Here is a 23,239-nt window from a genome sequence, read left to right as displayed (position 1 = left end):
GGGGGGGGGGGGGGGGGGGGGGGGGGGGGGGGGGGGGGCGAGTGCCCGCCCCGACCGCAGGGAGATGAAATGTCCGTGCGGAGCTAGGCTGCATGGGTGCCTCCCGTTGCCGCGCGTCCCAGGTTCTTCAACCTGAGCGCGTAACCGTGGCCCCACTGGTTTTCGATCCAGACGCCCCGAGCCAGTTTCCGGCGCAAACGGCACATCGTCACTTGCAGGCTTCTCATGTTGTCGCGCTCGTCCCAGTAGGGAGCCGCGCGCGATGCAATGGAGCGATAGGAGACGACCCGACCTTCACGTTCTGCAAGGACAGCCAGGATTCGCTCTTCCATCGGGGTGAGATGGACAGACGACAGCGAACGCATCCGAGCGCGCCGCTTCGCTACCGTGAATTCTTCGACCGCCTGCCGACCGAGCGCCCACTCCCTTCGCCGGAGGAGCGCGCCGAGCCGGCCAACGCCCTCCTGTGGCGCCATGGAACAGTGCAGGACGTCGTCGGCTCCGCGTTTGATCAGATCCGCGCTGACCTCGGATGATGCGTCGTTGAGGACCGGGACAATGATCTTCCCAGGAAGGAGCGCACGCACGTCCCGAAGAATCGTATAGATGCGGCGCCGATCATCGCCGCTGATAAGCAGCACGGTGAACGCGTGATCGGCCTGACAGAGATAGCGGACTGCGTCGTGGCTATAGTTGAACTGTTGTTGGCACTCCACCAAGCCGTTCAGCCAGGCGCGGCGTCGGTGACATGTCTTGTCCGCTATTTCGACGAGCCGGAATGTCTCGCCATCATCTATGAGCGATTCCGGTAGCTCGAATAATCGTGATGCGACCGCCCGCTCGATATTGCGGTTCGCAAGAACGCGGGCATGATGCGCAGACAGCGAGACGGACATTCTAGGCCCTCCGTTCGCGCTTGCTGCAGGCAATTGCCGGACGAGACTGACCGCAATTCACCACGCTCGGATCACCCAGATGATGCCGCACCACAGCAAACCGCTCAGCGGCACTCCAAACACCAGGCCTTTGACAATCGAGGCTGCCAGATCGATTTGTTCGTCGCCGACAATCGCGTTCGCCGACAGTTCGAGTTCGGCCTCAGGATGGCGCCACGGCGAGGTCATTGCACAGCCTGCCTGCGATCGACATTCAGCGCAGCATCCTGCAGCGGTGCTGGCACCACGAATTCAACGTGGCGCCCCCGCCAAGGCCGGCAAAGGCTGGGCGCGCCGTGATGGTATCCTTGCTGCCAGAAGGCGCCGGCATCGCGGGCAAGCTTTCTCTGTTCGTCGGTCTGGACTCCCTCCACGACCACGGTCGGGGCAAGAGACTCAGCCAGCCCGACCAGATGCTCAAAGGCTCGCCGGTCGGTGTCGGTGCAAGCTGCCCGATGAAGAAAAAGCGCGTCGATCTTCACGATGTCCGGCCGGAGCGCCAGCAACGTCCGGATGGAGCTATGCCCCACGCCGAAGTCGTCGATCGCGATCGTACAACCAAAAGCACGAAGCCGATCGACAAATGCAACGGCTTCGCTGATCGAAGGAAGCGGCGCGGTTTCGGTGATCTCGACGATCAACCTGCTGGCAAGCGAACGGTCACGAGCCAGACGCGCGAACACTTCGCTCCACCAGAAGCTGCACCTCGCACTCCGAGCGGAAATATTGACGGCGAGACAAACGTCTTGGGAAGACGCTTCCAGTTCGTCGAGCACGTGGGAGACGACGACGCAATCAAGCGCCATAGTCAAGCCTAGCCGCTCGATGGCCTGAAGGCCAATGACGGGCGACATTGGCGTGCCATCGTCATTAACGGCGCGCAGCAGGGCCTCACGATAGAGCATGTCGCAGGCGCTGTCGGCATTCCGTACAGGTTGCCAAGCCAGCACTGGCCCCTCTGCCATCGCCGACAGAAGATCAGCCGCCAAGGCCATATCACTTTCGAACACGGGAGCGGCGGTGGCGGTTACACCAAAGCCGGAGATTCCATTCCCGACGGCAGCGAGTTCGAGGGCTTCATCAGCGGAACGCAGCAGAACAGCATCCCGCTCAGCGCCCTCGGCGGCAAGGTTCGCCGCAGGAAACCCCACCGAAATCACCGGAACAACGGACGCCTTCCCGCATGGAATCGGCGTCGTACCCAATGTCACGCAGCAAGCGTGAACGAGTGACCGCACATCCACCGTGCTGGACCAGAAGATTGCTTTCAGCCTGCCATCGCCATCTGGCAGCACATGAGTGCGCGTCGCCGCGTCCTTCCGCCCGCCCAGCGTAAGCAAGGCGTTGCAAACTTCCGTGACCGCTCGGTCAGCGGCCCATTGCCCGTATACAGCACCTATCTGGAAATAATTGTCGATCTGCAGAGCCAGGTGAACTTCATTTTCGACGGCGGCCCGGCTGTAGCGGGCAACGCGCCCACCATCTTCAGTCCGGGGATGGTGCCCATACCCATTATCTTTGGAAATATGCGCCTGAGCCATCGGGTGCCCCCACCTCCGGAGGACCCAGTTCCTCCGTGCGGGTTACAGACTGTCTCTTATACACATCTAGATGTGTATAAGAGACAGATATTGCGGCCCGGATGTGGCCTGTCTCTTATACACATCTAGATGTGTATAAGAGACAGGTCCCGAGGAGCGCGATATTGCGGCCCGGATGTGGCCTGTCTCTTATACACATCTAGATGTGTATAAGAGACAGGTCCCGAGGAGCGCGATATTGCGGCCCGGATGTGGCCTGTCTCTTATACACATCTAGATGTGTATAAGAGACAGGTCCCGAGGAGCGCGATATTGCGGCCCGGATGTGGCCTGTCTCTTATACACATCTAGATGTGTATAAGAGACAGGTCCCGAGGAGCGCGATATTGCGGCCCGGATGTGGCCTGTCTCTTATACACATCTAGATGTGTATAAGAGACAGATTATATAGCGCATTTGCGCCGCCGCTGCCCTGCGAATCGCCTGTTACACTGTTGGCTAAAGTGTATCGGCTCCCCAAACGTCGACAGCCGCAAACGCACTGCGCAATGGACTGAACCGCGCGAAAACTGCTGCGTGGCGGAGGGAAAGCCCGGGAACAATGGAGACTCTCCGTTTTCCTATTATCAGAACCCGGCCAGCACAGCTTCGTTGCGAAGCGCTCCCGTGAACTCGGAATAATTCTCGCCAGTGAGCCGCGGAATTCTGCTGCCTGGCACCACGCTGATGGCTTGGGCTGTCAAGGCGCATTGTGTAACGCCTGCGTCTTTCCCGCTCGTCTGGCCGCACAGGGGCAACGAGGCAGCGTGAGGTTCGCGTTCGTTGATTGATAGGTCTTATGGACTTTCAGATACTTACCGCGCTCGTGGCAACCCGGCGACGAGCGGACCACGTGGCGTAGCATTGATCCAGCAAGTCGCGTCGGTCTCGGATAGATGATGGCCTGATGACACACGAATCGAAGTGTTCGCACAGATGGACAGCATGTGAGGTCTGCGAAAAAGGCAAATCACGAGAATTCATTCAGAATGCCGCTCGGAACCAGACAGCGATCGCCTGCATCGCCTACACTACTTTATAACTTTCCCGCTATCTCTATCTGACGATGCGACCTGTCTTTCTTCGCCACCCTACTCCCACTTTAAATGGTTGTTGATTCTGCAGTTATTCTGCGTCTCTTAATCATCCCCGTTGCGCCGTGCAGATCGTTCGGTGCCTGGAAACGGGGAAGACGATGGGCGCACTGCCGCATCAATCCGAAGCAAATGCCCGCGGCGCACGCATGCTGCGCACGGCGCTCGGCAGCACCATTGCCGGGTGGCTGGCCGATCCCGCGGTCATCGAGGTCATGCTCAACCCCGATGGTCGCCTCTGGGTCGACCGCCTCGGCGGCGGGATCAGCGACACCGGCGAAACGCTCGCGCCGGCCGATGGCGAGCGCATCATCCGTCTCGTCGCCCACCATGTCGGAGCCGAAGTCCACGCCCGTGCGCCGCGAGTCTCCGCCGAGTTGCCCGAAACGGGAGAACGCTTCGAAGGCCTGCTTCCGCCGGTCGTCACCGCGCCTGCCTTCGCGATCCGCAAGCCTGCGGTCGCGGTCTTCACGCTCGCCGACTATGTCGCCGCCGGCATCATGGCGGAGCATGATGCCGAGGTCCTGCGCTCGGGCGTCGCCGACAGGCTGAACATCCTCGTCGCCGGGGGCACGGGGACCGGCAAGACGACGCTGACCAACGCCCTGCTTGCGGAGGTCTCGCGGACGTCCGACCGGGTCGTGCTGATCGAGGACACGCGCGAGTTGCAGTGCTCCGCGCCCAATCTCGTGGCGATGCGCACCAAGGACGGCGTCGCCTCCCTCTCCGATCTCGTACGCTCCTCGCTGCGCCTGCGACCCGACCGCATTCCCATCGGCGAGGTGCGCGGCGCCGAAGCGCTCGATCTGCTCAAAGCCTGGGGCACCGGCCATCCCGGCGGGATCGGCACGATCCACGCCGGCAGCGCGCTCGGTGCGCTGCGGCGGATGGAACAGCTCATCCAGGAAGCGGTGGTGACAGTGCCGCGCGCCTTGATTGCCGAAACCATCAACCTGGTCGCCGTCCTCGTGCGGCACGGCACGGCGCGCAAGCTCGTCGAACTGGCGCGCGTGGACGGCCTCATCCCTGAGACGGGCGATTACCGCCTTGTCCCCATTATCTCTTGTTCCGGAGAACTCTCATGATCCTCCCGTCCCTGTGCGGAGCGCGCGACCGCACGATCCATGCCTTCGCATTTGTCGCCGCCGCCCTCCTCGTATCGACCACCGCTCATGCGTCGGGATCCTCGATGCCGTGGGAGGCGCCGCTTCAAAGCATCCTTGAATCGATCGAAGGGCCGGTGGCGAAGATCATCGGTGTCCTGATCATCATCTCGACCGGACTCGCTCTTGCATTTGGCGATGGGTCGAGCGGCTTTCGCAAGCTGATCCAGATCGTGTTCGGCCTGTCGATCGCGTTCACCGCGTCGAGCTTCTTTCTGTCGTTTTTCAGCTTCGGCGGTGGAGTGCTGGTCTGATGCTGGAGCCAGCCGAACCGATCGCAGGCTTCTACGCCCCCGTTCACCGCGCGGTGACCGAGCCGATCCTGCTGGGCGGAGCCCCACGCGCGCTCGCCATCGTCAACGGCACTCTGGCCGCCGCCATTGGTCTCGGCTTGCAGCTCTGGATCGCCGGCATCGCGATCTGGATCGTCGGGCACGTGCTGGCCGTGTGGTCCGCGCGCCGCGATCCGCAGTTCGTGGACGTGGCTCGGCGCCACCTGCGCTATCCGACGTGGATGCGGCCATGATGAGCTTGCGCGAATATCGCAATCGCGCTGCCCACCTGGCGGACTTTCTGCCCTGGGTCGCGCTGGTCGACGAAGGTGTCGTGCTGAACAAGGACGGATCGTTCCAGCGCACGGCGCGCTTTCGCGGACCCGACCTCGACAGCGCCACGCCCTCCGAGCTGGTCGCCGTGACCGCTCGGCTCAACAACGCGCTGCGGCGTCTGGGATCTGGCTGGGCGATCTTCGTCGAGGCGCAGCGGGCGCCCGCGCTCGATTATCCCGACGACCCGTTCCCCGATCCGGTTTCCGCACTGGTGGACATGGAGCGGCGCGAACAGTTCCGTGAGGAAGGCGCCCACTTCGAGAGTGCCTATTATCTCACGCTGGTGTGGTTGCCGCCGGCCGAGGAAGCCGCGCGTGCCGAAAGCTGGCTGTTCGAGGGCCGCTCGGGGGCCGGTGTCGATCCGCGGGAACTGCTCAAAGGGTTCACCGACCGCAGCGACCGGGTGCTGGGCCTCGTCGAGGGCTTCGTTCCGGAAATCCGCTGGCTCGATGACAGCGAGACACTCACCTATCTCCACAGCACCGTCTCGACGAAGCGCCAGCGGGTCCGGGTGCCCGAGACGCCCATGCACCTCGATGCGCTGCTCACCGACGAACCGCTGACCGGCGGGATCGAGCCGCGTCTCGGCGACCATTATCTGCGCACGCTGAGCGTCGTCGGCTTTCCCAGCGCCACTTTCCCGGGGTTGCTCGACGAGTTGAACCGCCTCGCCTTCGAATATCGCTGGTCGACCCGCGCGATCATGCTGGACAAGACCGATGCCAACCGGATGCTGACCAGAATCCGGCGGCAATGGTTCGCGAAGCGCAAGAGCATCGGCGCCATCCTCAAGGAGGTCGTGACCAACGAACCATCGACGCTGGTCGACAGCGATGCCGCGAACAAGGCGGCCGATGCCGACATCGCCCTGCAGGAGCTTGGCGCGGATTATGCCGGCATGGCCTATGTCACCGCGACCCTGACGGTATGGGATCGTGATCCGGCCGTTGCGGCCGAAAAGCTGCGGCTTGCCGAAAAGATCATCCAGGGCCGCGACTTCACCTGCACGATCGAGGGCATGAATGCGATCGAGGCATGGCTCGGCAGCCTGCCCGGCCACGTCTATGCCAACGTCCGCCAGCCGCCGCTTTCCACGCTCAATCTCGCCCACATGATCCCCTTGTCAGCGGTGTGGGCGGGGGCGGAACGGGACGAGCACTTCAATGCTCCCCCCTTGCTCTACGGCAAGACCGAAGGCTCGACCCCGTTCCGTCTTTCCCTCCATGTCGGCGATGTCGGTCATACCCTCGTGGTCGGCCCGACGGGTGCGGGCAAGTCCGTCCTGCTCGCGCTCATGGCGATGCAGTTTCGCCGCTATGAAGGCGCACAAGTGTTCGCGTTCGACTTCGGCGGTTCGATCCGCGCCGCCGCGCTTGCCATGGGCGGCGACTGGCAGGATCTCGGCGGCAGCCTCTCCGACGATACCGACGCGGGCGTCCAGCTACAGCCGCTTGCCCGGATCGACGATCCCGCCGAACGTGCATGGGCGGCAGAATGGCTCGCCGCGAGATTTGCCGAGGAAGGCATCGTCGTGGACCCGCAGGCCAAGGAGCATATCTGGTCGGCGCTCGGCTCGCTCGCATCCGCGCCGCCGTCCGAACGCACCCTCACGGGCCTCGCGGTCCTGTTGCAGAGCCAGCAGCTCAAGCAGGCCCTGGCCCCCTATTGCGTCGGCGGGCCGTGGGGCCGGCTGCTCGATGCCGAGGCCGAGAAGCTGGGCGAAGCATCAATGCAGGTGTTCGAAACCGAAGGGCTGGTCGGCGCAGGCTCGGCCGCTGCGGTGCTCTCCTATCTGTTCCACCGGATCGAAGGACGGCTCGACGGTTCGCCGACGCTCATCATCATCGACGAAGGCTGGCTGGTTCTCGACAGCCCCGCGTTTGCAGCCCAGCTTCGCGAGTGGCTGAAAACACTGCGCAAGAAGAACGCCAGCGTCATCTTCGCGACGCAGAGCCTTGCCGACATCGAGACCTCGAGCATCGCGCCCGCGATCATCGAATCCTGTCCGACCCGCATCTTCCTGCCCAACGAGCGCGCCGTCGAACCCCAGATCCTGCGTGTTTATGAGCGCTTCGGGCTCAATGCGCGGCAGATCGAGATTCTGAGCCGGGCGACCCCCAAGCGCGACTATTACTGCCAGTCACGCCGGGGCAATCGCCTGTTCGAGCTGGGCCTGGGCGACGTGGCGCTCGCATTCACTGCTGCCTCTTCCAAGACCGACCAGCGCATGATCGCCCAGCTTGTCGAGATCCACGGCCGCGAAGGGTTCGCCGCCGCATGGCTTGCCCATCGCGGTCTCGACTGGGCCGCCGACATGCTGCCCGAGCCACATCCGCTGACAGCGTTCCAACAGGCCGGCGGCGTGCCCCCGTCCGCGTTCCAGGAGATCCAGCTATGAGCCGCAATTCGCTTCGCCGCGCCCTGATCGTCGGGGCGCTCGGTCTTTCGCTCGGGGGCGGCGTCCTGCTTCCCTCGTCGGCTTCGGCGCAGTTCGGCGGGATCGTCTACGATCCCACCAATTACGCCCAGAACGTGCTGACCGCGGCGCGGTCGCTCCAACAGATCAACAACCAGATTCAGCAAATCCAGAACCAGGCGACGTCGCTGATCAACGAGGCCAAGAACCTTGCAAGCCTGCCGACGTCGACAATCGCCGCGCTGCAAAGCCAGGTGCAGCGCACCCAGCAACTGCTCGGACAGGCGCAGCGCATCGCCTACGACGTCCAGGACATCCAGAACGCCTTCACCGCCCGCTACAAGGGAACCGCGCTTTCCGGCGGCGCGGCACAGATGGTCGCCAATGCCGATGAGCGCTGGAAGGACAGCGTCGGCGCCTTCGAGGACGCCTTGCGCGTTCAGGCCGGCGTCGTCGGCAACATTGAGGGCGCGCGCAGCGCGATCAACACTCTCGTGGGCGCCAGCCAGTCCGCGCAAGGCGCGCTGCAAGCCGCGCAGGCCGGAAACCAGCTCCTTGCGCTTCAGGCGCAGCAGCTCGCTGATCTGACCGCTGCGCTCACGGCGCAGGCCCGGGCGCAGACGCTCGACGCCGCGCGCAGCGCCGCGACAGAAGCCGAGGGACGCGAGCGCTTCCGCCGCTTCCGCAAGGCGAACTGACATGAGCCGGACGGTGAAGATTGCGGGTGCTTGCGTACTGGGCGGCATCCTGCTGGCCGTTGCGGTCGTCTCCGCCCGCCGAGATGCGTCGCGGGAGACGGTCATCGTCCCGGTGCTGGACGAGACTTCGGATGAGCGGTCGACGGCTCACATGGCACGTTGCCGGACCACAACGGCGCCCGACGCAGCTTGCGATGCGGCCTGGGAAGCGCGCCGCCGTCACTTCTTTGGTCAGGACGCCCGGCCATGAACGACACTTCCGTGATCGACCAGTTCCTGGCGGTCTTCACCAGCTACGTCGAATCCGGCTTTGGCCTCCTCGGCGGCGAGGTCGGCTTCCTGTCATCGACCCTGATCGTGATCGACGTGACCATCGCCGCGCTGTTCTGGGCATGGGGCGCGGATGAGGACGTCCTGCAGCGCCTCGTCAAGAAGACGCTCTATATCGGCACGTTCGCCTTCATCATCGGCAATTTCTCGAACCTCGCGACCATCCTCTTCGAGAGTTTCGCGGGACTCGGGCTCAAGGCGTCCGGCGGCGCATTGGCGATCGGCGATTTCATGAAGCCCGGCACGGTCGCTGCGACCGGGCTCGATGCCGGCGGCCCGCTGCTCGATGCGACCGCCGATCTTGTCGGGCCGGTCGGCCTGTTCACGAATTTCGTCCAGATTCTCGTGCTGCTGATCGCCTGGCTGATCGTCGTGCTGGCCTTCTTCGTTCTCGCGATCCAGGTCTTCATCACGATCATCGAGTTCAAACTGGTGACATTGGCCGGCTTCGTCCTGGTGCCGTTCGCCTTCTTCGGTCGCACCGCCTTCATGGCCGAGCGCGTGCTGGGCCATATCATCTCGTCCGGCATTAAAGTGCTGGTTCTCGCTGTCATCACCGGCATCGGCACGACCCTGTTCAGCCAGTTTGCGGCGCTTCAGGGCGTGGCCGAGCCCGATCTCGAACAGGTGATGACGATCGCGCTCGCCGCGCTCACGCTGCTCGGCCTCGGCGTGTTCGGCCCGAGTATCGCTAACGGCATCGTCAGCGGCGGTCCCCAGCTTGGCGCAGGCGCAGCAGCCGGCACGGCAGTCCTCGCCGGCGGCTCGCTCGCCGCCGGCGTCGCGGGCACCCGGCTTGCCGCGGGCGCTGCTGGTTCGGCCGCTGCTGCCGGTGGGCGGATGGCAGCCTCCACCGCGCAGGCCGGTGCCCGTGCGGCTGGCTCCGCTGCCGGCGCTTACAGCGTCGGTTCGCTTGGCAAGACTGGAGCCGATGCAGTTGCGGGCGGCGTCGCAGCTGCGGGCGAGGCGGCCGTTCGCGGTGCGGCAAATACCGTGACCTCGCCCTTGCGCGGCGCTGCATCCAAGGCGTCGGAAGCCCTCAAGAGCAACTTCCGCAGCGGCGCGCGTTCCGGGCTCGGCGTGATCGAGCCGGAAGGCGCCGGGGGATCGTCCACGCGGGCACCTTCAGAATCGACCGCCGCGGCGCCGACGGCCCCACCCAAATGGGCCAACGACATGAAGCGGCGCCAAACCATCGCCGGGGCCGGAAGCATGGCCGCCCATACCCTCAAGAGCGGCGACAGCCACGGCGGCGGAGCCGGTCCCGACATCTCCGAAAAGGATTGATACGCATGTTTCGACGCCCCTCCATCCGCTACGGGCAATCGCCAGAGCCCGTCACGCCCTATCAGCGCGCCGCCCAGGTCTGGGATGACCGCATCGGCTCAGCCCGCGTCCAGGCGAAGAACTGGCGACTCGCCTTCTTCGGTTGCCTGGCGCTGTCGGGCGGCCTTGCCGCCGGCCTCGTCTGGCAGTCCGCGCGCGGGCACATCGTCCCCTGGGTCGTTCAGGTCGACAAGCTTGGCGAGGCGCAGGCCATCGCGCCGGCCGAAGCGGGCTATCAGCCGAGCGACCCGCAGATCGCATTCCATCTCGCCCGCTTCATCGAACAGGTCCGCTCGGTGCCCTCGGACCCGATCGTGCTGCGACAGGCGTGGCTGCGCGCCTACGACTTCACGACGGATAGGGGCGCCTTGGCGCTCAACGACTATGCCCGGGGCAACGATCCGTTCGCCCTGGTCGGAAAGGTGCAGATCGCGACCGACGTGTCGAGCGTCATTCGGGCGTCACCGGGCTCGTTCCGCGTGGCGTGGACCGAGCGCCGCTACCAGGATGGCTCGCTGGTCGAGACCTCGCGCTGGTCGGCAATCCTGACGGTCGTCGTGCAATCGCCGCGCACGCCCGACGATCTGCGCAAGAATCCTCTCGGCATCTTCGTCGATGCCCTCAACTGGTCGAAGGAACTCAGCCAATGACCCTGTCGAAATCCGCCGCGCGACGCGCACTCGCGCTGATGCTGTCTGGCGCTCTGCTCCTGCCGATGGCAACGCTCGACATGGCGATCGCCGCCGATCGCGCGACGCCGGGCGCGAGCAAGAAGACGAACGGCAGCGCCGTCTCGCCTCGCCCGCGATCCTCTGGGACTCGAAAGCCTGCCGATGCGCCGGATCCGCGCACGCGGGTTGGACGCGCCAACGTCGCCGCGCGTGTTCAGCCCGAGCGGTCGGGCTATCAGAACGCGATCCAGCAATATGCCTATGCCGATGGCGCCCTCTATCAGGTCTATACCGCGCCCGGCCAGGTGACCGACATCGTCCTGCAAGAGGGCGAGGAGCTGGTCGGGCCGGGGCCGGTCGCTTCGGGCGACACCGTTCGCTGGATCATCGGCGATACGGTGAGCGGCCAAGGCGCGAGCCGCCGGGTTCACATCCTCGTGAAACCGGTCCGCCCCGACATCTCGACCAACCTCATCATCAACACCGACCGGCGCACCTATCACGTCGAACTGCGGGCAACACCGTCCACCTATATGGCTTCGGTTTCCTGGACCTACCCGCAGGATGCGCTGATCGCTCTGCGCACGGCCAATGCGGAACGGGCGAGGACTGCGCCGCTCTCGTCCGGTCTCGACATGCGCTCGCTCGACTTTCGCTACCGGCTTTCCGGCGACAAGCCGGACTGGCGTCCGCTGCGGGTTTTCGACGACGGCAGGCAGGTCTTCATCGAGTTCCCGGAAACGGTGACGCGCGGTGACATGCCTCCCCTGTTCGTCATCGGCGAAAAGGGCACGGCCGAGCTGGTCAATTACCGGGTCGCCGGGCGCTACATGATCGTCGATCGGCTTTTCGAGAAGGCCGAGCTTCGTCTCGCCAGCGGCAACCGGCAGCGTCACGTCCGCATCGAGCGTGACGCTCCCCGGCGGAGGGGCCGGTCGTGAGCGGGCCGGAACGGGAGCACGAGCGTCCTCCAGTGATGGAAGCCACCTCCACCGTGGCCGCCCCTGTCGCGGGCGCAGCCGCGGCGTTCAGCCTCAGGAGCGAGCCGCCGCGCGTCATGCGCCTGTCGCGCAAGGCCCTCGCCGTGATCGGGGGTGTCGCGGGATTGGGCATCGGCGGCGCGCTGATTTTTGCGTTGCAGAGCCCGCGGCGTGAAGCGGCGCAGAACGTCTACGACACCCAAAGCCGCAACAAGGCGGACAGTGTGACCTCGGCGCCCAAGGACTATTCGCAGGTGCCCAAGCTCGGTCAGCCGCTTCCCGGAGATCTCGGCCGACCGATCCTTTCAGCGCAGAACAAGGGCGAGTTTGCGCCGGTCCCGCCTATGTCGCCCCCTTCCGGCGGGGCGCCGGACCCGCAGGCGACAGCGGCCGACCAGGCGCGTCAGCGGATCGGTCAGGAGCAGGACTCCGCCCGCACGAGCCGCCTGTTCCTCGGCGGCGCCAATGCCGCAACGGCCGCGGCATCGTTGGAACGGACGGTCGGCGGGCCGGGTCCGGCGCCGACAAGTCCGAACGACGCTGCCGCACCCGCGGGCAAGCGCGGGTTCATGACTGCCGGCGCCAATCGCGCCACGGTCAGCGACGAGCGCGTGATTGCGCCGGTCTCCCCCAATATTCTCCAAGCGGGCAGCGTCATTCCTGCGGCGCTGATCACCGGCATCCAGTCGGACCTTCCCGGCCAGATCACCGCGCAGGTAACCCAGAACGTCTACGACAGTCCCACCGGGCGGATCCTCCTCATTCCCCAGGGATCGCGGTTGATCGGCGAATATGACAGCGAGGTGAGCGCGGGGCAAAACCGCGTTCTGCTGGCCTGGGATCGCCTCATTCTCCCTGGCGGACGCTCGATCCTGCTCGACCGGCAACCCGGAACGGATGCCGGCGGCATGGCAGGCCTCCACGACCGGACCAACTACCACTGGGGCAACATGCTCAAAGCAGCGCTCATCTCGACCTTGATGGGTGTCGGTACGCAGCTTGCCACCGACAGCGACGACGAGCTGGTGAAGGCGCTGCGGTATGGAACGCAGGACACGATCAACCAGACCGGACGGCAGGTTGTCCAACGCCAGATTAACGTGCCGCCGACATTGACCGTGCGCCCAGGTCATGTCCTTAGGGTTCTGGTGACGCGCGACATGGTACTCGAACCGCTCCAGTCGGGAGCGCGACGATGAGCCGCCTTCGTCTTGGTCCCATTATCGAGGACAAGCCCCTCAAGCTGACGATCGAGCTGCCAGGTTCACTCGCTCGCGATCTTGGCGCCTATGCAGCGGCTCATGCTGTCGAAAATGGCCTTGAACACCCCATTGTGATCGAGCGGCTGATCCCGCCAATGCTGGAGAGGTTCATCGCCACCGACCGCGGCTTTGCGCGCGGAAGGAACAGCCGGAAGACGTGATGGGATCGGCAGGAGCCCTCAGCTGCGAAAAACACGGCAAGTTTCGGACGAGCGGGCGAGCGTTATGATCAGCCGCTGTCGTATCCGAGTTCGATGTTCGGGTCGACTTTACCCCGAGAACGCTTGAACCGCGCGGAAAAACGATCCTCCTCGGCGTCGTCCATCAGGATGCCCGTGCTCCAGCTCTCTCCCCATTGCTCAAGATACCACGCGGACAAAGGATAGGCAGGACCAAGATCCCAGGCAGGGCTTCTGCCCTCAAGCCAATCCTGCCAATCATGTCGCTGCAGCAGCATCGGCATATGCCCGCTGACCTGCGCGATCAGGGAATTGGCGGGGATCAATATCCCCGCGCACCCGCTCGAGACGTCGGCAGCGCACACCCCTGCCCATGCGGCCAAGGGCTCATCCCAAAGGCCGGCCCAGGCGCGGGTTCGTCCTCCGGCATCTCCGACCGGATAGGCGACCGCCTCAACAACGATCAGGCAGCGCGTGAGAAGGTCGGGGGCAACGAGCGAGCCGCTGCGGGGTGCAAGATCTCGCGCGAACACTGTTTCGCGATGCTCATGGCGATCACCTGTGACGAAACAGGACGAAGGTAAGCCCCACTCGAGCATGTCGAGACGCCGGCCGCCGTCGCAAGATGTCACGACAAGGGCGCGCTCGCCGGGCCAGATATCGCCGTGCCAATGCAAGGCAGAGGCCGGCTGTGCGTCGAAGGCTGATGCGATCTCGGCAAGACCACCCCGGCAGCGAATCAGCTTTGTCATGGCTGCATTATATAGTCGGCCGACGTCTTCGGACGAGACCGATGGCTGCGGGCGCGCGGCCGTCCTGCTCGGCATGTCTCTCGCTCGCGCGTTGAAGATAGCCGTTAAACATGATAAGCGTATAACAGCTTGTGGAGTTTCAATTATGGGCGAAGTTACTCGCTGGACCGTCAACGTGGCACCAGAGACCGATATCGAACTGCGAACCTACCTGGCGCAGCGCGGGATGAAGAAGGGCGATCTGTCCCGGTTCATCGAGGAATCGGTCAAATGGCGGTTGCTCGACCTGACTCTCGCCGAAGCAAGAGCGGGATTCGATGATCTCCCGGTCGAAGAGCTGGAAGACCTTATCGAGGAAGCGGTTGGCGACGCGCGCAAGAACTGACCGATGCGCATCGTCACGGTGCGCCAGTTCCTGATGCTCACTCGGAAACCTTCAGCGCTCGGCCACTGACCCACAACGTCGATCGCTGAGGCGGCGTCACATTTGCGGATCGACCTTATTCGGCGACCGGCATAGGCAGAGCCAATTCCCGCCTGCGCCGCCCCCGCCAAAACGACCGCAGAGTTAATAAACCCTACCCTTGCATTCGAGATGATCGAGTGTATATTGTGGTCACATATGACCACTTTGCACAAGAGTCGAATTGATGCTGACCATCAACCTCAAGGACGCCAAGGCGGGATTTTCGGGACTTGTCGATGAAGCCATCAAGGGTGAAATCGTGACGATCACCCGCCACGGCAAGCCGGTGGCGGCACTTGTGTCGCTCGAAGCTGCCGAAATCGCGCGCAAGGCGATCGAGCGTGATCGCTCCAGTCTCGTATCCTACCTGAGAACCTTCCCGGGCGGAGACTTTGAGCGCAACCGCAAGCCCTCCCGGGATGTAGCGCTTTGAGAGGCTTTCTGCTCGACACCAATGTCGTCTCGATGCTCTCGCCGTCGCGGACCGATACGTCGGCATCTTTCCTCGAATGGCTGGGCGATCGCGATCGGGAAGGACAAATCTTCCTGTCCGTGATTACCGTCCATGAGGTCGAGAAGGGCATTGCCCTGCTCGATCTCAAGGGAGCAACCGCGAAGGCACAGGCGCTGCGCATCTGGAACACCGGTCTCGTCGCAACTTACGACGACCGGATACTTTCGTTCGACGCTCCTGCAGCAGCGATCGGCGGTCGGCTCGAGGCCAAAGCTGCGGCGGCCGGTCATGATCCCGGGATGGCGGATGCTGCCATCGCCGGCATCGCACAGGCCCACGATCTGGTGATCATTACCGCCAATACGAAGCACTTCGTCCCGTTCGGAGTTCCGGTCTTTTCACCGGACGAGGTGATCCGGTCGAATTGATCAATCGGTCTCATATCCGAGACTGATATCGGGATCGGCCTTCCTGCGAGAACGCCGGAAGCTCGCGGCAAAGGCTTTCTCCTGTTCTCCAAATTCGGCCAGGGAAGCGCATGTATCGACCCTGTACCTGAGTAGATGGGAACGGCACCGTCGGCAATCGCTGCTTCCGAAGCCGGGAATAGGAAACTCGAACTCTCCCGAACCATTGAGCAAGTCCGCAATATCGCATTCGGACCGATGCGTCGTGGCCACGGCCGAGATGCCGCGCGCAGCATTCGTCAGATGATCGACATGCCAGTGAGGACGCTTCCCACGACGATAATGATGGCGCAGGCGCGATCGGATACCACCGGGGCCTCGTGCGCTTCCCGAGTAGACATACAAGCCCTCGCCAAGTGAAATGCCGCTGCCGCGCCAAATGAAGTGCAGCGGCGCATCCAGCTCGATCAAAAGGGCATAGGCACCGGGAGTCGTCGGTGCCGAATCGTCCGCGCCCGCAAGGAATGCGAGATCGGCACCCAGCAGTTCCACGATTTTTGCCTGTAGCTCGTCCTGCCTCATTCCTGCACCTCTACGCTGCTGCCTGTCTTTCTTCGCCAGCCTGCGACGATGACAAATCCTTGTTGCCGCCGATGATTTCATGCGTCTCTTGATTGCCCCCGAGGCCGCCGCGCGGTGCCGCGGCCATGGGGACGCAGATGATGACATACCGATTTTCACGCGGTGCCACGACAGCCGCTTCCGCGCTGGCCTGTCTGGCGCTCGCCCTTCCGGCTCATGCCAACAACTATGGTGAAAGCCTTGGCTGGCAGTTCCGCACTTCCGCCGACCGGGTCAACCAGGCAGCGATCCTCGACCTGATCGAGAAGCGCAAAGCCGGTTCCTATGCCGCGCCGGTCTATCAGACCACGATCGAGCGCCAATTCAACTGCGGCATTTCCTCGACCGCGACCGGCAATGCCGACACGCAGACGGCGCTTGCCAATTCCCCCTCGGTGTCGGGTGCGACCGCCACGTCCACCGGCAACGCGAGCGACAGCGGAATCGCCGGTCGGTCGGATCTCGCGAGCAGCACGGATCAGGCCAACAGCGGATCGATCGCTGCCGGCGTCACTGGTGACTCAATCGCCACCGGGTACGGATCGGCGACGCAGGCGCTCAATTCCAGCCAGACCAACAGCGGCGACCAGACTGCCAGTGTCAGCAGCTCGACCGCCTGCAAGTTCGGAGCGCTCAACTGATGGGCGCCGAGGCAAATGCTCGCCGTTTGGCCGGGAAGCGGGGCGCGGCCTGGCCGCGCATCTTGGGGGTGTCGCTCCTGGCGCTGGCCCTGCCCGGCTGTGCGGCGATGGCCGGGCAGCGGCTGGCGCCGGGCGAAGCGCGCACGCTGACCGGACCGGCGGTGCGCGACAATCGCACTCCGATGGACGGCGTACTGCAATGCTTTGCCGGCCACATGGCCGCACGCGGTGACCGTCCGCTAGTGATCGCCGTCGGCGATGTGCGGGATTACACCGGCAAATATTCGGTCAACGAGGGCAATGCGATCACCCAGGGCGGCGCGCTCATGGTCGCTTCCGCTCTCGGCAAGCTGCAAGGACAGGTCCGGATCGCCGAGCGCTTCGACCCGACGATCGGCGAACGCGAGCTGGGTTATACCGATCGTCGACAGCTCGGCGACGGCAACGTCCATGCACTGCCTGGTCCCGCTGGCGCGCAATCGGTCTCCTGGCTTCCCTATTTTGGGGGCAGCATCCAGGCGTCCGACTACTACATCGTCGGCGGGATCACCGAACTCAACTACGACATCCGTTCCGGCGGGGCGGAGTTCGCGGTTGGCAATGTCGGCCCCAAGCACCGGACCTACACCCAGAGCGTCGCCATCGACCTGCGGATCGTCGACACCCGCTCGCTGGTGGTGATGCGAACCATCAGCCTCACCAAGCAGTTCACCGGCTACGAGACCGGCTTCGGCATCTTCCGGTTCTTCGGTTCAAGCCTGTTCGACGTGAACATCGGCGCCAAGGGCCAGGAACCCCTCCAGCTCGGCATTCGCACCGCGCTTGAGGAGGCGACCATGCGCCTGGTCGGTGCGGTCTCGAAGGTCGATCCGGCGCCGTGTATGTCTCAGGCGAGCTGGGCCGCCGCGCCTGTAGCCGCTTCGGCCGCGCCGCTGGCGGAGGCTCGCGGGGTTCTGTCGCGGAATGCCGCTGCGCTCAACGGTCCTGCTCCCATCCCGAGCAGGTCGAGCGAAGTTGTCGCGATCGCATTCGATGTCGGCTCGAGCGAGCTTGGCGGCAGCGCGCCGGCCCTGCTCGACAGGATCGTGACTGTCTCGTCGACGGGCGTCATCACCCTGACCATCGTCGGCCGCGACACAGAAAACCTCGATCCTGCCAAGCGCGAGGCGCTGACCGACCGGCGGATTGCCGCGATTATGGCAGCGCTCAGGCAACGCGGAATAGCTCCGGCCGCCGTCACGATCGACTGGCGACCGGTCGCCACCGACCCCTCCATCATTCCTGACAGTCCCGGCCTGCAGCGCCTCGCGCGCCTGCGGATCGGGACCTGATCAAAGCGACGGAGGCGCCCACCCCCACACGGATTCGGATTCCAAACCCTCAGTTGCAACCCCCAGAACAGGACAATTCTCATGCCCAATGCTTTTTCTTCCCGGCCGCGGCTCCTCCTCGGCAGCGCGATTGCCGTGCTTGCTACCTCAGCATCTTTGCCTGCGCTCGCGTCCTCTCCCGGGGTCTCTGCCACGGGCGCCCGTGTCGTCGCGAGCGATCAATCCCAGATCGGCGCCCCGGTGACGGCGAGCGCAAGCGACCCGGTCATCACGACGACGACCGTGCCGACCGACGCCCGTATCGAGGTCTCCTTGAACGCGATTGCGGCCACGGCGCGCGGCAACCAGGGCGACAACAGCCAGTCGCCCGACGCCCTCGATCTGGCTTCGGCCGAGGGCGGCACCTGGTTGTCGACCGGCTCCTTGGGCGTCGAGGCGTGGGCGCCCGCCCTTGTCGCCTCGTTGCAGCGCACCCAGACCGCGCCCGTTACGGCAGACGTCACTGCATCGCGGATCGCCGCGGACAATGGTCCGGTGACCGGCAGCTCCGTCACCGTGGGCGACAACCGCCAGGAAGCGGTGGCGCTCGCGAATGACGTCACGAATGCGCTGTCGCTGACCGGGATCGTCGGCAGCAACGGCGCCGGCATCGCCAGCCGCCAGTCGCTCGGAACGGCCTCGCGCGTTGCGGCGAGCATGACCGGCAAGACCGAGCTGATCGCCCAGAAGGACGACGCAAGCGCCCTCGGCCTCGACAACAATCTTCAGCGCTCGATCGCCTATGGCAACACGGCCGACAACGCCTTGAACGCCGACGTCGTCACCATCGTGGCGCCCGAGAGCTGGGGCCTGGCATCGCTCGTTCCCTACCAGGGATCGTCCGAGGTGGCGGCAGCCTATGGCGTGCTCAGCGACCAGTCGGCCCAGAGCATGGTGAATGCCGTCACCAAGGGCGGCTATCGGCTGCTGGTCCGCCAGCTTGCCACCGGCTCGGAGATGAGCGCGGACGGCAATGCGATCCTGGCCGCCGGTTACGGCAGTCAGTCGGCCAACAGCGCCTCGCTCGATGCGGTCAATATCGGCGCGGACTATGGCGTCGGCGCCATCGCCAATGTCACCAACGTCCAGCGCGCCAAGAGCGGCGTCACTGCCGAAACCGGCGGAAGCACCAAGGTCTGGCTGGTCAGCGATCCGGTCGATTCCCGGGTGACCGCCGACGGCAACAGCATCCAGGCCATCGCGACCGCCAACCTCGCAACGGGCAATCGGCTCGACGTCCGCGCGACCTCCATCGGCGCTGGCGAAAGCGGCCCGGAGGGCGGTGTGGAGGGCGGCGACTACATCGGCACCGCCCGGCTCGACTATGGGCGCACGCTCACCGTCTCGGCGCCGTTCAGCGTCCAGAATGCGCAGACCTACCTCGCTCCCGTCTCGGCGATCGTGCGGAACAGCATGACCCGGATTACCGACGGCGACATCTTCGTCGCATCAAGCGGCTCGGCCAGCGACAACAGCGTGGCGGCTTCAGCGACCGGCAACAGCGGCGCGAGCAGCCTCACATTGGACGCCGTCTCGCTTTCGACAGCGGCCGACCTCAACTCGGGCCAGTTCGGCGAAGGCGACATCTCTGCGATGGTCGGTTCGGCGAGCGATCGCACCGGCGCGAGCGTGGTTGGGCTGAGCGAGGTGAACGGCTCGAGCCTGACGGTCGGCCGCAATAGCGTGCAAGGCTCGGCAACGGCGAACATCGCCGACAACAGCATGGAGATTTCTGCCACGCAGCTCGCCAACGTCAGCGGCCATGATGACGCACAGGCCGGAGTCGATGGCGGCGACGCTTCCGCCGCAGCCGACTACGCGCTCGCCAATCACCAGCTGCTGGGAACCGCGCGCACCGTCTCGATCGCCTCGGACGTGGTCGGCCATTTTGCGGCGACCGGCGCTTCCGTCGCCGAGTCTTCGCTCTCGATCGCCGACAACAGCCAGTTGTCGATTGCCAGGGGCAATGACGCCGCGAACCGGCTCGATCTCAACGCGACCAATCTCCGCGGCGATCAGCTGGCTCCGGGGACTGCCCTGTCGTCGTATCAGGTGGCTGCCGCCAATGTCGCCGCGACCTCCGACCTCCTGCTCGAGCTGACCGGCACGGCGCAGCATTCGGCCCTCGCGCTTTCGAATAACCGCAATACCGCGTTCGCGCAGATCAATGGCGTCGACAACGCCATGACCATTGATGCGGTCCATATCGGCGCTCTGAGCGGCGACAACGCCGCAGCCGATATCTGGGCTGGCGCGCCGGGCACCGTGGCTGGCGATCATGTCCTGGCGAACAACCAGTCGGCTTCCGGCGAAGCAACCGCCACCGCGCTGACAGCGGCGAGCAATCCTGTTTCGCGGCGGGCGCTGCTCGAAAGCACCTGGTCGGCAACCGGCAATACGACCGTCGCGCAGGCGGGGGCCAACCAGGCGAGCAACACTGTCGCGGTTACCTCCGTTGCGGATCGCGAGGCCAGTGCGGGCGTGCTCAACTCCCAGCAGAGCAATGCCGGCGTCCACGCCGTCGCACGCGCAGATCTCGGTCACAGCGCGAGCGCGCTGACGAGTTCGCAGGCGACGATCGATGGCAATGCCACGGCTGCCGTCGCGCGGGGCAACAGCGCGGACAATCGCCTGACCCTTACCGGCGGTGCCGGCGGCTCGCTGCCCGCCGAGGCGTCTGCCTTCCTCGGTTCGCACGCACAGGCGAGCGCCTCGGCAATGGTGCTCAATGCGCAGACCAATTCCGGTGCGGTCGCGGCCCGGGCCGAAAATGTGCTCCATCAGACCGCGCTGAACGGCGGCGTCTACCAGAGCGGGATCGCGCTGAATGGCAACAGCGTGAGCGCCGCGGCGTCCGGTAACAGCGCTACCAACGCCGTGGCGCTCGCCTCCCTCGACCGGCTTCCCACCGCAAGCCTCGCCAATGTGCAGATCAACAGCGGCCCGGTGAGCGCCCAGGTCATCGGCGCCACCTTCCGCTCGGTTTCTGGCGGCCTGACGTCGAGCAGCCTCACGGCGAGCGGCAATATCGTCTCGGCATCGGCGGCGGGGAACATCGCGACCAACGCGATCACCTCCGCTCGCTGATCCGCCGCGGCGGGAAGGCCAGAGCCCCAGGCTGTCCGCCGCGCGCGGGAAAGGCCGTCACACTCCCCCTGGTGTGGCGGCCTTTCATCGCTGCCGAACGGACTTATTTCACTTCCCCAATTAACCCGATTGCCATCGTCATTTGGAGATCGTCTGGCTCACGTGGCTCGGACCCGCTAAGTCCCGCCTGCGAAATGTCATACTAACATCGAATCTGACGAGGCAAAGACTGTGGCGCTAGGACCGGACGAAGCACATCGGCCAAAACGGAAGACGCCGTATAATGATCGATCGGACCTCGACAAACTGCAGGCCCAATGGAACAAGCTGTCGGGACTTCACCTGCGCGATGAGCCGTCTGCTGCTATCGTTAGATGCTCAACTGCGGCAGAGATTGCGGCGAATTATGCGATTCGGCATGAGTGGGCGCGACAAACCGAGTTTGATGGTGTGATCGTCGATCAGTTCCTAATGTGGGCTAATGGCCTTCGCGGGAAGGTTGAGCGGCTATTTGTCCCGATCTATTTCGCACGACCGAAAAAGAGCAAGACGGCTAAGGCCTTGGTCGCGTCGGCAGAGAAGATCAATAAGATACGCAACGAGGTGGTGCACCAAGGTCGATTCAGCAATGCCAATGAGGCCGGCGAAGTAATCGCCGAGGCGAAGCGTTTCATCGACATGATCGTTGGCCTCTCACAACCTGGTTTCGATATTCAGGACCGACCGAGATCGTGAGACGGGGTATGGCCCAGTTATTGCGCCATTCTTAAATTCGTTATCGACGACAGCACTGAGTTTGCCCAGATGGTATTGCATTCAATGTCGCCATCGCGCTCGAACCAGTGCGTCGCGCCGGGAATGAGATCAAATGGAATGGGATTCGTCGCCAGCGGATTGTGATAGACCTCGAGTTCCTGGCACCAGGCTTCGCCCCAAGGCCAGAGCGCCTCATATTGGGCGCTGAGAACTGATAGCTCGAAGGGGATCGCGTTTACCGCACCCGGCGTTCTATCGAAGAGGATGCCACGTCGAACCATATCCAAGCCTGGCGGGCGCCATCCCGCGAGGAATCCCATTCGATTGAATTTCGAGAGCGTCGCCGCGTTGCTGAACAGAACGACCGATAGGTGAGCAAAGGCGGGATCACGAAAGATGCCGGCTGGTATGCGGTCCTTCCCAATAAGATGAGTGATGCGCGTGCCGATAGCTCGCCGGTCAGCGCCTTCGCCTTCGACATCCGCCCTGACACCGTAGAGGTATGTGGGCAATGCTTCGCGGCTCCAAACCATCGAGCCCGATTCGTGAAAATCAGCTATCGCGATGGCGAATGGCTGGTCCTTAACATGGGGCATCTCGTGATAATCGCGCTGAAGCTTGCTCCGAAGAGTCTTCGCAAACCTTTCCGCAGGTGCTCCGGTAAGCCGCTCGGTACGATGTTCCGGTGCGTGGACCCACGGGCCAATCCCGCCAGAACGGGGCACGGACGAATTGGCAGTTACCGCCTCCACCCAACAGGAAGCGCCGTCGCGCTCAATGTAGAAATCAGGGGAGACATGATCTTGGCGGACCACCAACCCCTGCTCGCGGAAGCACGCCAGCAGGTACAATTCGAACATACGCGCAGCGAAACTGTTGGTCTGGAAATCCCGGACGAAGTTGGGGTCCGGATTGGGAAGCGCAAGATAGCATTCGCCGACTGCGATCAAGGCTGGGAGGTGGGTTACTGTACCGATCAGCAAATCGAACTCGGGCGAGGTCCCACCCGATCCGGTCTTGAGAAGCTCTGCCCGGCGCCGGACCCCGGGTGGCAGCGGCTCAGCGTGCTCGGCGGATAGCATGTTGATCCCGATGCGGTCGAGCGCCGCCCCCGGAGATGGCAAGTTCGACGTCTGGTCAGCCACCACCCAGCAATGATCGACGCGTCGGCGCAGCGTGAGAGCTTTGAACGTCTGCGATTGTGGATCAAACAGGATGCAACCGCTCGCGCTTCCGTCGGCGAGTTTATAACAACCCACCAGGTCAAGAGGCTCGAAGTTGGGTCCACGATCGAGCGAGAGCGCATAGAGATTGAACTCGCGCTCGCTGATCGGCTGGATCAGACATGCCCGGTCTCGCACCATATCGATCAGGCCTGCTCCGCCAGTTCGGCGAGCAAACAGTTGATATAGCTGCGGGTGAAATTGCAGTAGAGATGCGCTT

25 protein-coding genes are annotated in these 23,239 nt (G+C 64.2%); 19 read left to right on the top strand and 6 right to left on the bottom strand.

All coding sequences use genetic code 11. From position 1 onward, the window contains the following. Nucleotides 1–83: 83 nt before the first annotated feature. From FE851_RS04340 to FE851_RS04335, 3 genes are read right to left on the bottom strand one after another with little or no spacing between them, the layout of a single operon-like run. On the bottom strand, nucleotides 84–896 hold the full coding sequence (locus tag FE851_RS04340) for a winged helix-turn-helix domain-containing protein (protein WP_145200101.1): 813 nt from the start codon (nucleotides 894–896) through the stop codon (nucleotides 84–86). Between the two features lie 57 nt (nucleotides 897–953). Further along, the gene (locus tag FE851_RS25985; RefSeq protein ID WP_186378741.1) at nucleotides 954–1,124 is read right to left on the bottom strand and encodes a hypothetical protein; all 171 of its coding nucleotides are present in this window, start codon (nucleotides 1,122–1,124) and stop codon (nucleotides 954–956) included. Then, complete coding sequence (locus tag FE851_RS04335) at nucleotides 1,121–2,476, bottom strand: EAL domain-containing protein (RefSeq protein ID WP_145200098.1); 1,356 nt, start codon at nucleotides 2,474–2,476, stop codon at nucleotides 1,121–1,123. Before FE851_RS04335 ends, FE851_RS25985 begins: the two co-directional genes overlap by 4 nt. A 3-nt stretch (nucleotides 2,477–2,479) precedes the next feature. Between FE851_RS04335 and FE851_RS26650 the strand changes: the two genes are divergently transcribed. The 12 genes from FE851_RS26650 to FE851_RS04280 all read left to right on the top strand — a co-directional run bounded on the left by FE851_RS26650 (nucleotide 2,480) and on the right by FE851_RS04280 (nucleotide 13,224). Next, nucleotides 2,480–2,605 carry a hypothetical protein gene (locus FE851_RS26650; protein WP_261370846.1) on the top strand — a complete coding sequence of 42 codons (126 nt, stop codon included), beginning with the start codon at nucleotides 2,480–2,482 and terminating at the stop codon, nucleotides 2,603–2,605. A gap of 1,153 nt (nucleotides 2,606–3,758) precedes the next feature. Beyond that, entirely contained in the window at nucleotides 3,759–4,694 is a 936-nt protein-coding gene (gene trbB, locus FE851_RS04330; protein ID WP_145204105.1) for a P-type conjugative transfer ATPase TrbB, read from the top strand. After that, nucleotides 4,691–5,026: a TrbC/VirB2 family protein gene (locus tag FE851_RS04325; protein ID WP_145200095.1), complete on the top strand. Its 336-nt coding sequence runs from the start codon at nucleotides 4,691–4,693 to the stop codon at nucleotides 5,024–5,026. Before trbB ends, FE851_RS04325 begins: the two co-directional genes overlap by 4 nt. After that, nucleotides 5,026–5,298, top strand: coding sequence for a VirB3 family type IV secretion system protein (locus FE851_RS04320; protein ID WP_145200092.1), 273 nt, complete (start codon nucleotides 5,026–5,028; stop codon nucleotides 5,296–5,298). The genes FE851_RS04325 and FE851_RS04320 overlap by 1 nt, the downstream gene beginning before the upstream one ends. Next, nucleotides 5,295–7,778, top strand: a complete 2,484-nt coding sequence (gene trbE, locus FE851_RS04315) for a conjugal transfer protein TrbE (protein ID WP_145200089.1) — start codon at nucleotides 5,295–5,297, stop codon at nucleotides 7,776–7,778. Before FE851_RS04320 ends, trbE begins: the two co-directional genes overlap by 4 nt. Continuing rightward, nucleotides 7,775–8,494: a P-type conjugative transfer protein TrbJ gene (gene trbJ / locus FE851_RS04310; RefSeq protein WP_145200086.1), complete on the top strand. Its 720-nt coding sequence runs from the start codon at nucleotides 7,775–7,777 to the stop codon at nucleotides 8,492–8,494. The genes trbE and trbJ overlap by 4 nt, the downstream gene beginning before the upstream one ends. A gap of 1 nt (nucleotide 8,495) precedes the next feature. After that, on the top strand, nucleotides 8,496–8,744 hold the full coding sequence (gene trbK-alt / locus FE851_RS04305; protein ID WP_145200083.1) for a putative entry exclusion protein TrbK-alt: 249 nt from the start codon (nucleotides 8,496–8,498) through the stop codon (nucleotides 8,742–8,744). Beyond that, on the top strand, nucleotides 8,741–10,111 hold the full coding sequence (gene trbL / locus FE851_RS04300) for a P-type conjugative transfer protein TrbL (RefSeq protein WP_145200080.1): 1,371 nt from the start codon (nucleotides 8,741–8,743) through the stop codon (nucleotides 10,109–10,111). Before trbK-alt ends, trbL begins: the two co-directional genes overlap by 4 nt. Before the next feature lie 5 nt (nucleotides 10,112–10,116). Continuing rightward, on the top strand, nucleotides 10,117–10,800 hold the full coding sequence (gene trbF / locus FE851_RS04295; RefSeq protein WP_145200077.1) for a conjugal transfer protein TrbF: 684 nt from the start codon (nucleotides 10,117–10,119) through the stop codon (nucleotides 10,798–10,800). After that, nucleotides 10,797–11,762: a P-type conjugative transfer protein TrbG gene (gene trbG, locus FE851_RS04290; RefSeq protein ID WP_145200074.1), complete on the top strand. Its 966-nt coding sequence runs from the start codon at nucleotides 10,797–10,799 to the stop codon at nucleotides 11,760–11,762. The genes trbF and trbG overlap by 4 nt, the downstream gene beginning before the upstream one ends. A 35-nt stretch (nucleotides 11,763–11,797) precedes the next feature. Next, complete coding sequence (locus FE851_RS04285) at nucleotides 11,798–13,000, top strand: TrbI/VirB10 family protein (RefSeq protein ID WP_145204103.1); 1,203 nt, start codon at nucleotides 11,798–11,800, stop codon at nucleotides 12,998–13,000. Next, nucleotides 12,997–13,224, top strand: a complete 228-nt coding sequence (locus tag FE851_RS04280) for a DUF2274 domain-containing protein (RefSeq protein WP_145200071.1) — start codon at nucleotides 12,997–12,999, stop codon at nucleotides 13,222–13,224. Before FE851_RS04285 ends, FE851_RS04280 begins: the two co-directional genes overlap by 4 nt. 68 nt (nucleotides 13,225–13,292) lie before the next feature. On the opposite strand, the gene FE851_RS04275 is transcribed toward FE851_RS04280, so the two are convergent. After that, entirely contained in the window at nucleotides 13,293–13,994 is a 702-nt protein-coding gene (locus FE851_RS04275; RefSeq protein ID WP_145200068.1) for an SOS response-associated peptidase family protein, read from the bottom strand. Between the two features lie 145 nt (nucleotides 13,995–14,139). Between FE851_RS04275 and FE851_RS04270 the strand changes: the two genes are divergently transcribed. The 3 genes from FE851_RS04270 (at nucleotide 14,140) to FE851_RS04260 (ending at nucleotide 15,342) form a co-directional block, all read left to right on the top strand. Then, on the top strand, nucleotides 14,140–14,379 hold the full coding sequence (locus FE851_RS04270) for a ribbon-helix-helix domain-containing protein (protein ID WP_145200065.1): 240 nt from the start codon (nucleotides 14,140–14,142) through the stop codon (nucleotides 14,377–14,379). A gap of 265 nt (nucleotides 14,380–14,644) precedes the next feature. Then, complete coding sequence (locus tag FE851_RS04265) at nucleotides 14,645–14,893, top strand: type II toxin-antitoxin system Phd/YefM family antitoxin (protein WP_145200063.1); 249 nt, start codon at nucleotides 14,645–14,647, stop codon at nucleotides 14,891–14,893. Further along, nucleotides 14,890–15,342: a type II toxin-antitoxin system VapC family toxin gene (locus FE851_RS04260; protein WP_145200060.1), complete on the top strand. Its 453-nt coding sequence runs from the start codon at nucleotides 14,890–14,892 to the stop codon at nucleotides 15,340–15,342. Before FE851_RS04265 ends, FE851_RS04260 begins: the two co-directional genes overlap by 4 nt. Here FE851_RS04260 and FE851_RS04255 read toward each other — a convergent pair whose 3' ends face one another. Continuing rightward, complete coding sequence (locus FE851_RS04255) at nucleotides 15,343–15,903, bottom strand: GIY-YIG nuclease family protein (RefSeq protein WP_145200057.1); 561 nt, start codon at nucleotides 15,901–15,903, stop codon at nucleotides 15,343–15,345. 137 nt (nucleotides 15,904–16,040) lie between these two features. Between FE851_RS04255 and FE851_RS04250 the strand changes: the two genes are divergently transcribed. From FE851_RS04250 to FE851_RS04235, 4 genes are all read left to right on the top strand, one after another. Then, nucleotides 16,041–16,583, top strand: a complete 543-nt coding sequence (locus FE851_RS04250; protein ID WP_261370844.1) for a hypothetical protein — start codon at nucleotides 16,041–16,043, stop codon at nucleotides 16,581–16,583. Then, a complete protein-coding gene (locus tag FE851_RS04245; RefSeq protein ID WP_145200054.1) occupies nucleotides 16,583–17,914 on the top strand; it encodes a CsgG/HfaB family protein in 1,332 nt (443 codons plus the stop codon). The genes FE851_RS04250 and FE851_RS04245 overlap by 1 nt, the downstream gene beginning before the upstream one ends. Nucleotides 17,915–17,995: 81 nt before the next feature. Then, nucleotides 17,996–21,040, top strand: coding sequence for a beta strand repeat-containing protein (locus FE851_RS04240; protein ID WP_145200051.1), 3,045 nt, complete (start codon nucleotides 17,996–17,998; stop codon nucleotides 21,038–21,040). A 231-nt stretch (nucleotides 21,041–21,271) separates the two neighbouring features. Beyond that, nucleotides 21,272–21,775, top strand: a complete 504-nt coding sequence (locus tag FE851_RS04235; protein ID WP_261370843.1) for a hypothetical protein — start codon at nucleotides 21,272–21,274, stop codon at nucleotides 21,773–21,775. A gap of 17 nt (nucleotides 21,776–21,792) precedes the next feature. Here the strand turns inward: FE851_RS04235 and FE851_RS04230 are convergent, their stop codons facing one another. Next, entirely contained in the window at nucleotides 21,793–23,160 is a 1,368-nt protein-coding gene (locus FE851_RS04230) for a hypothetical protein (RefSeq protein WP_145200048.1), read from the bottom strand. Nucleotides 23,161–23,239 lie beyond the last annotated feature (79 nt).

It is taken from the genome of Sphingobium sp. B2 (assembly GCF_007693735.1).
Taxonomy (GTDB): domain Bacteria; phylum Pseudomonadota; class Alphaproteobacteria; order Sphingomonadales; family Sphingomonadaceae; genus Sphingobium; species Sphingobium xenophagum.
The sequence above is the reverse complement of the archived record's forward strand: the minus strand, read 5'-3'. Positions and strand labels throughout refer to the sequence as shown.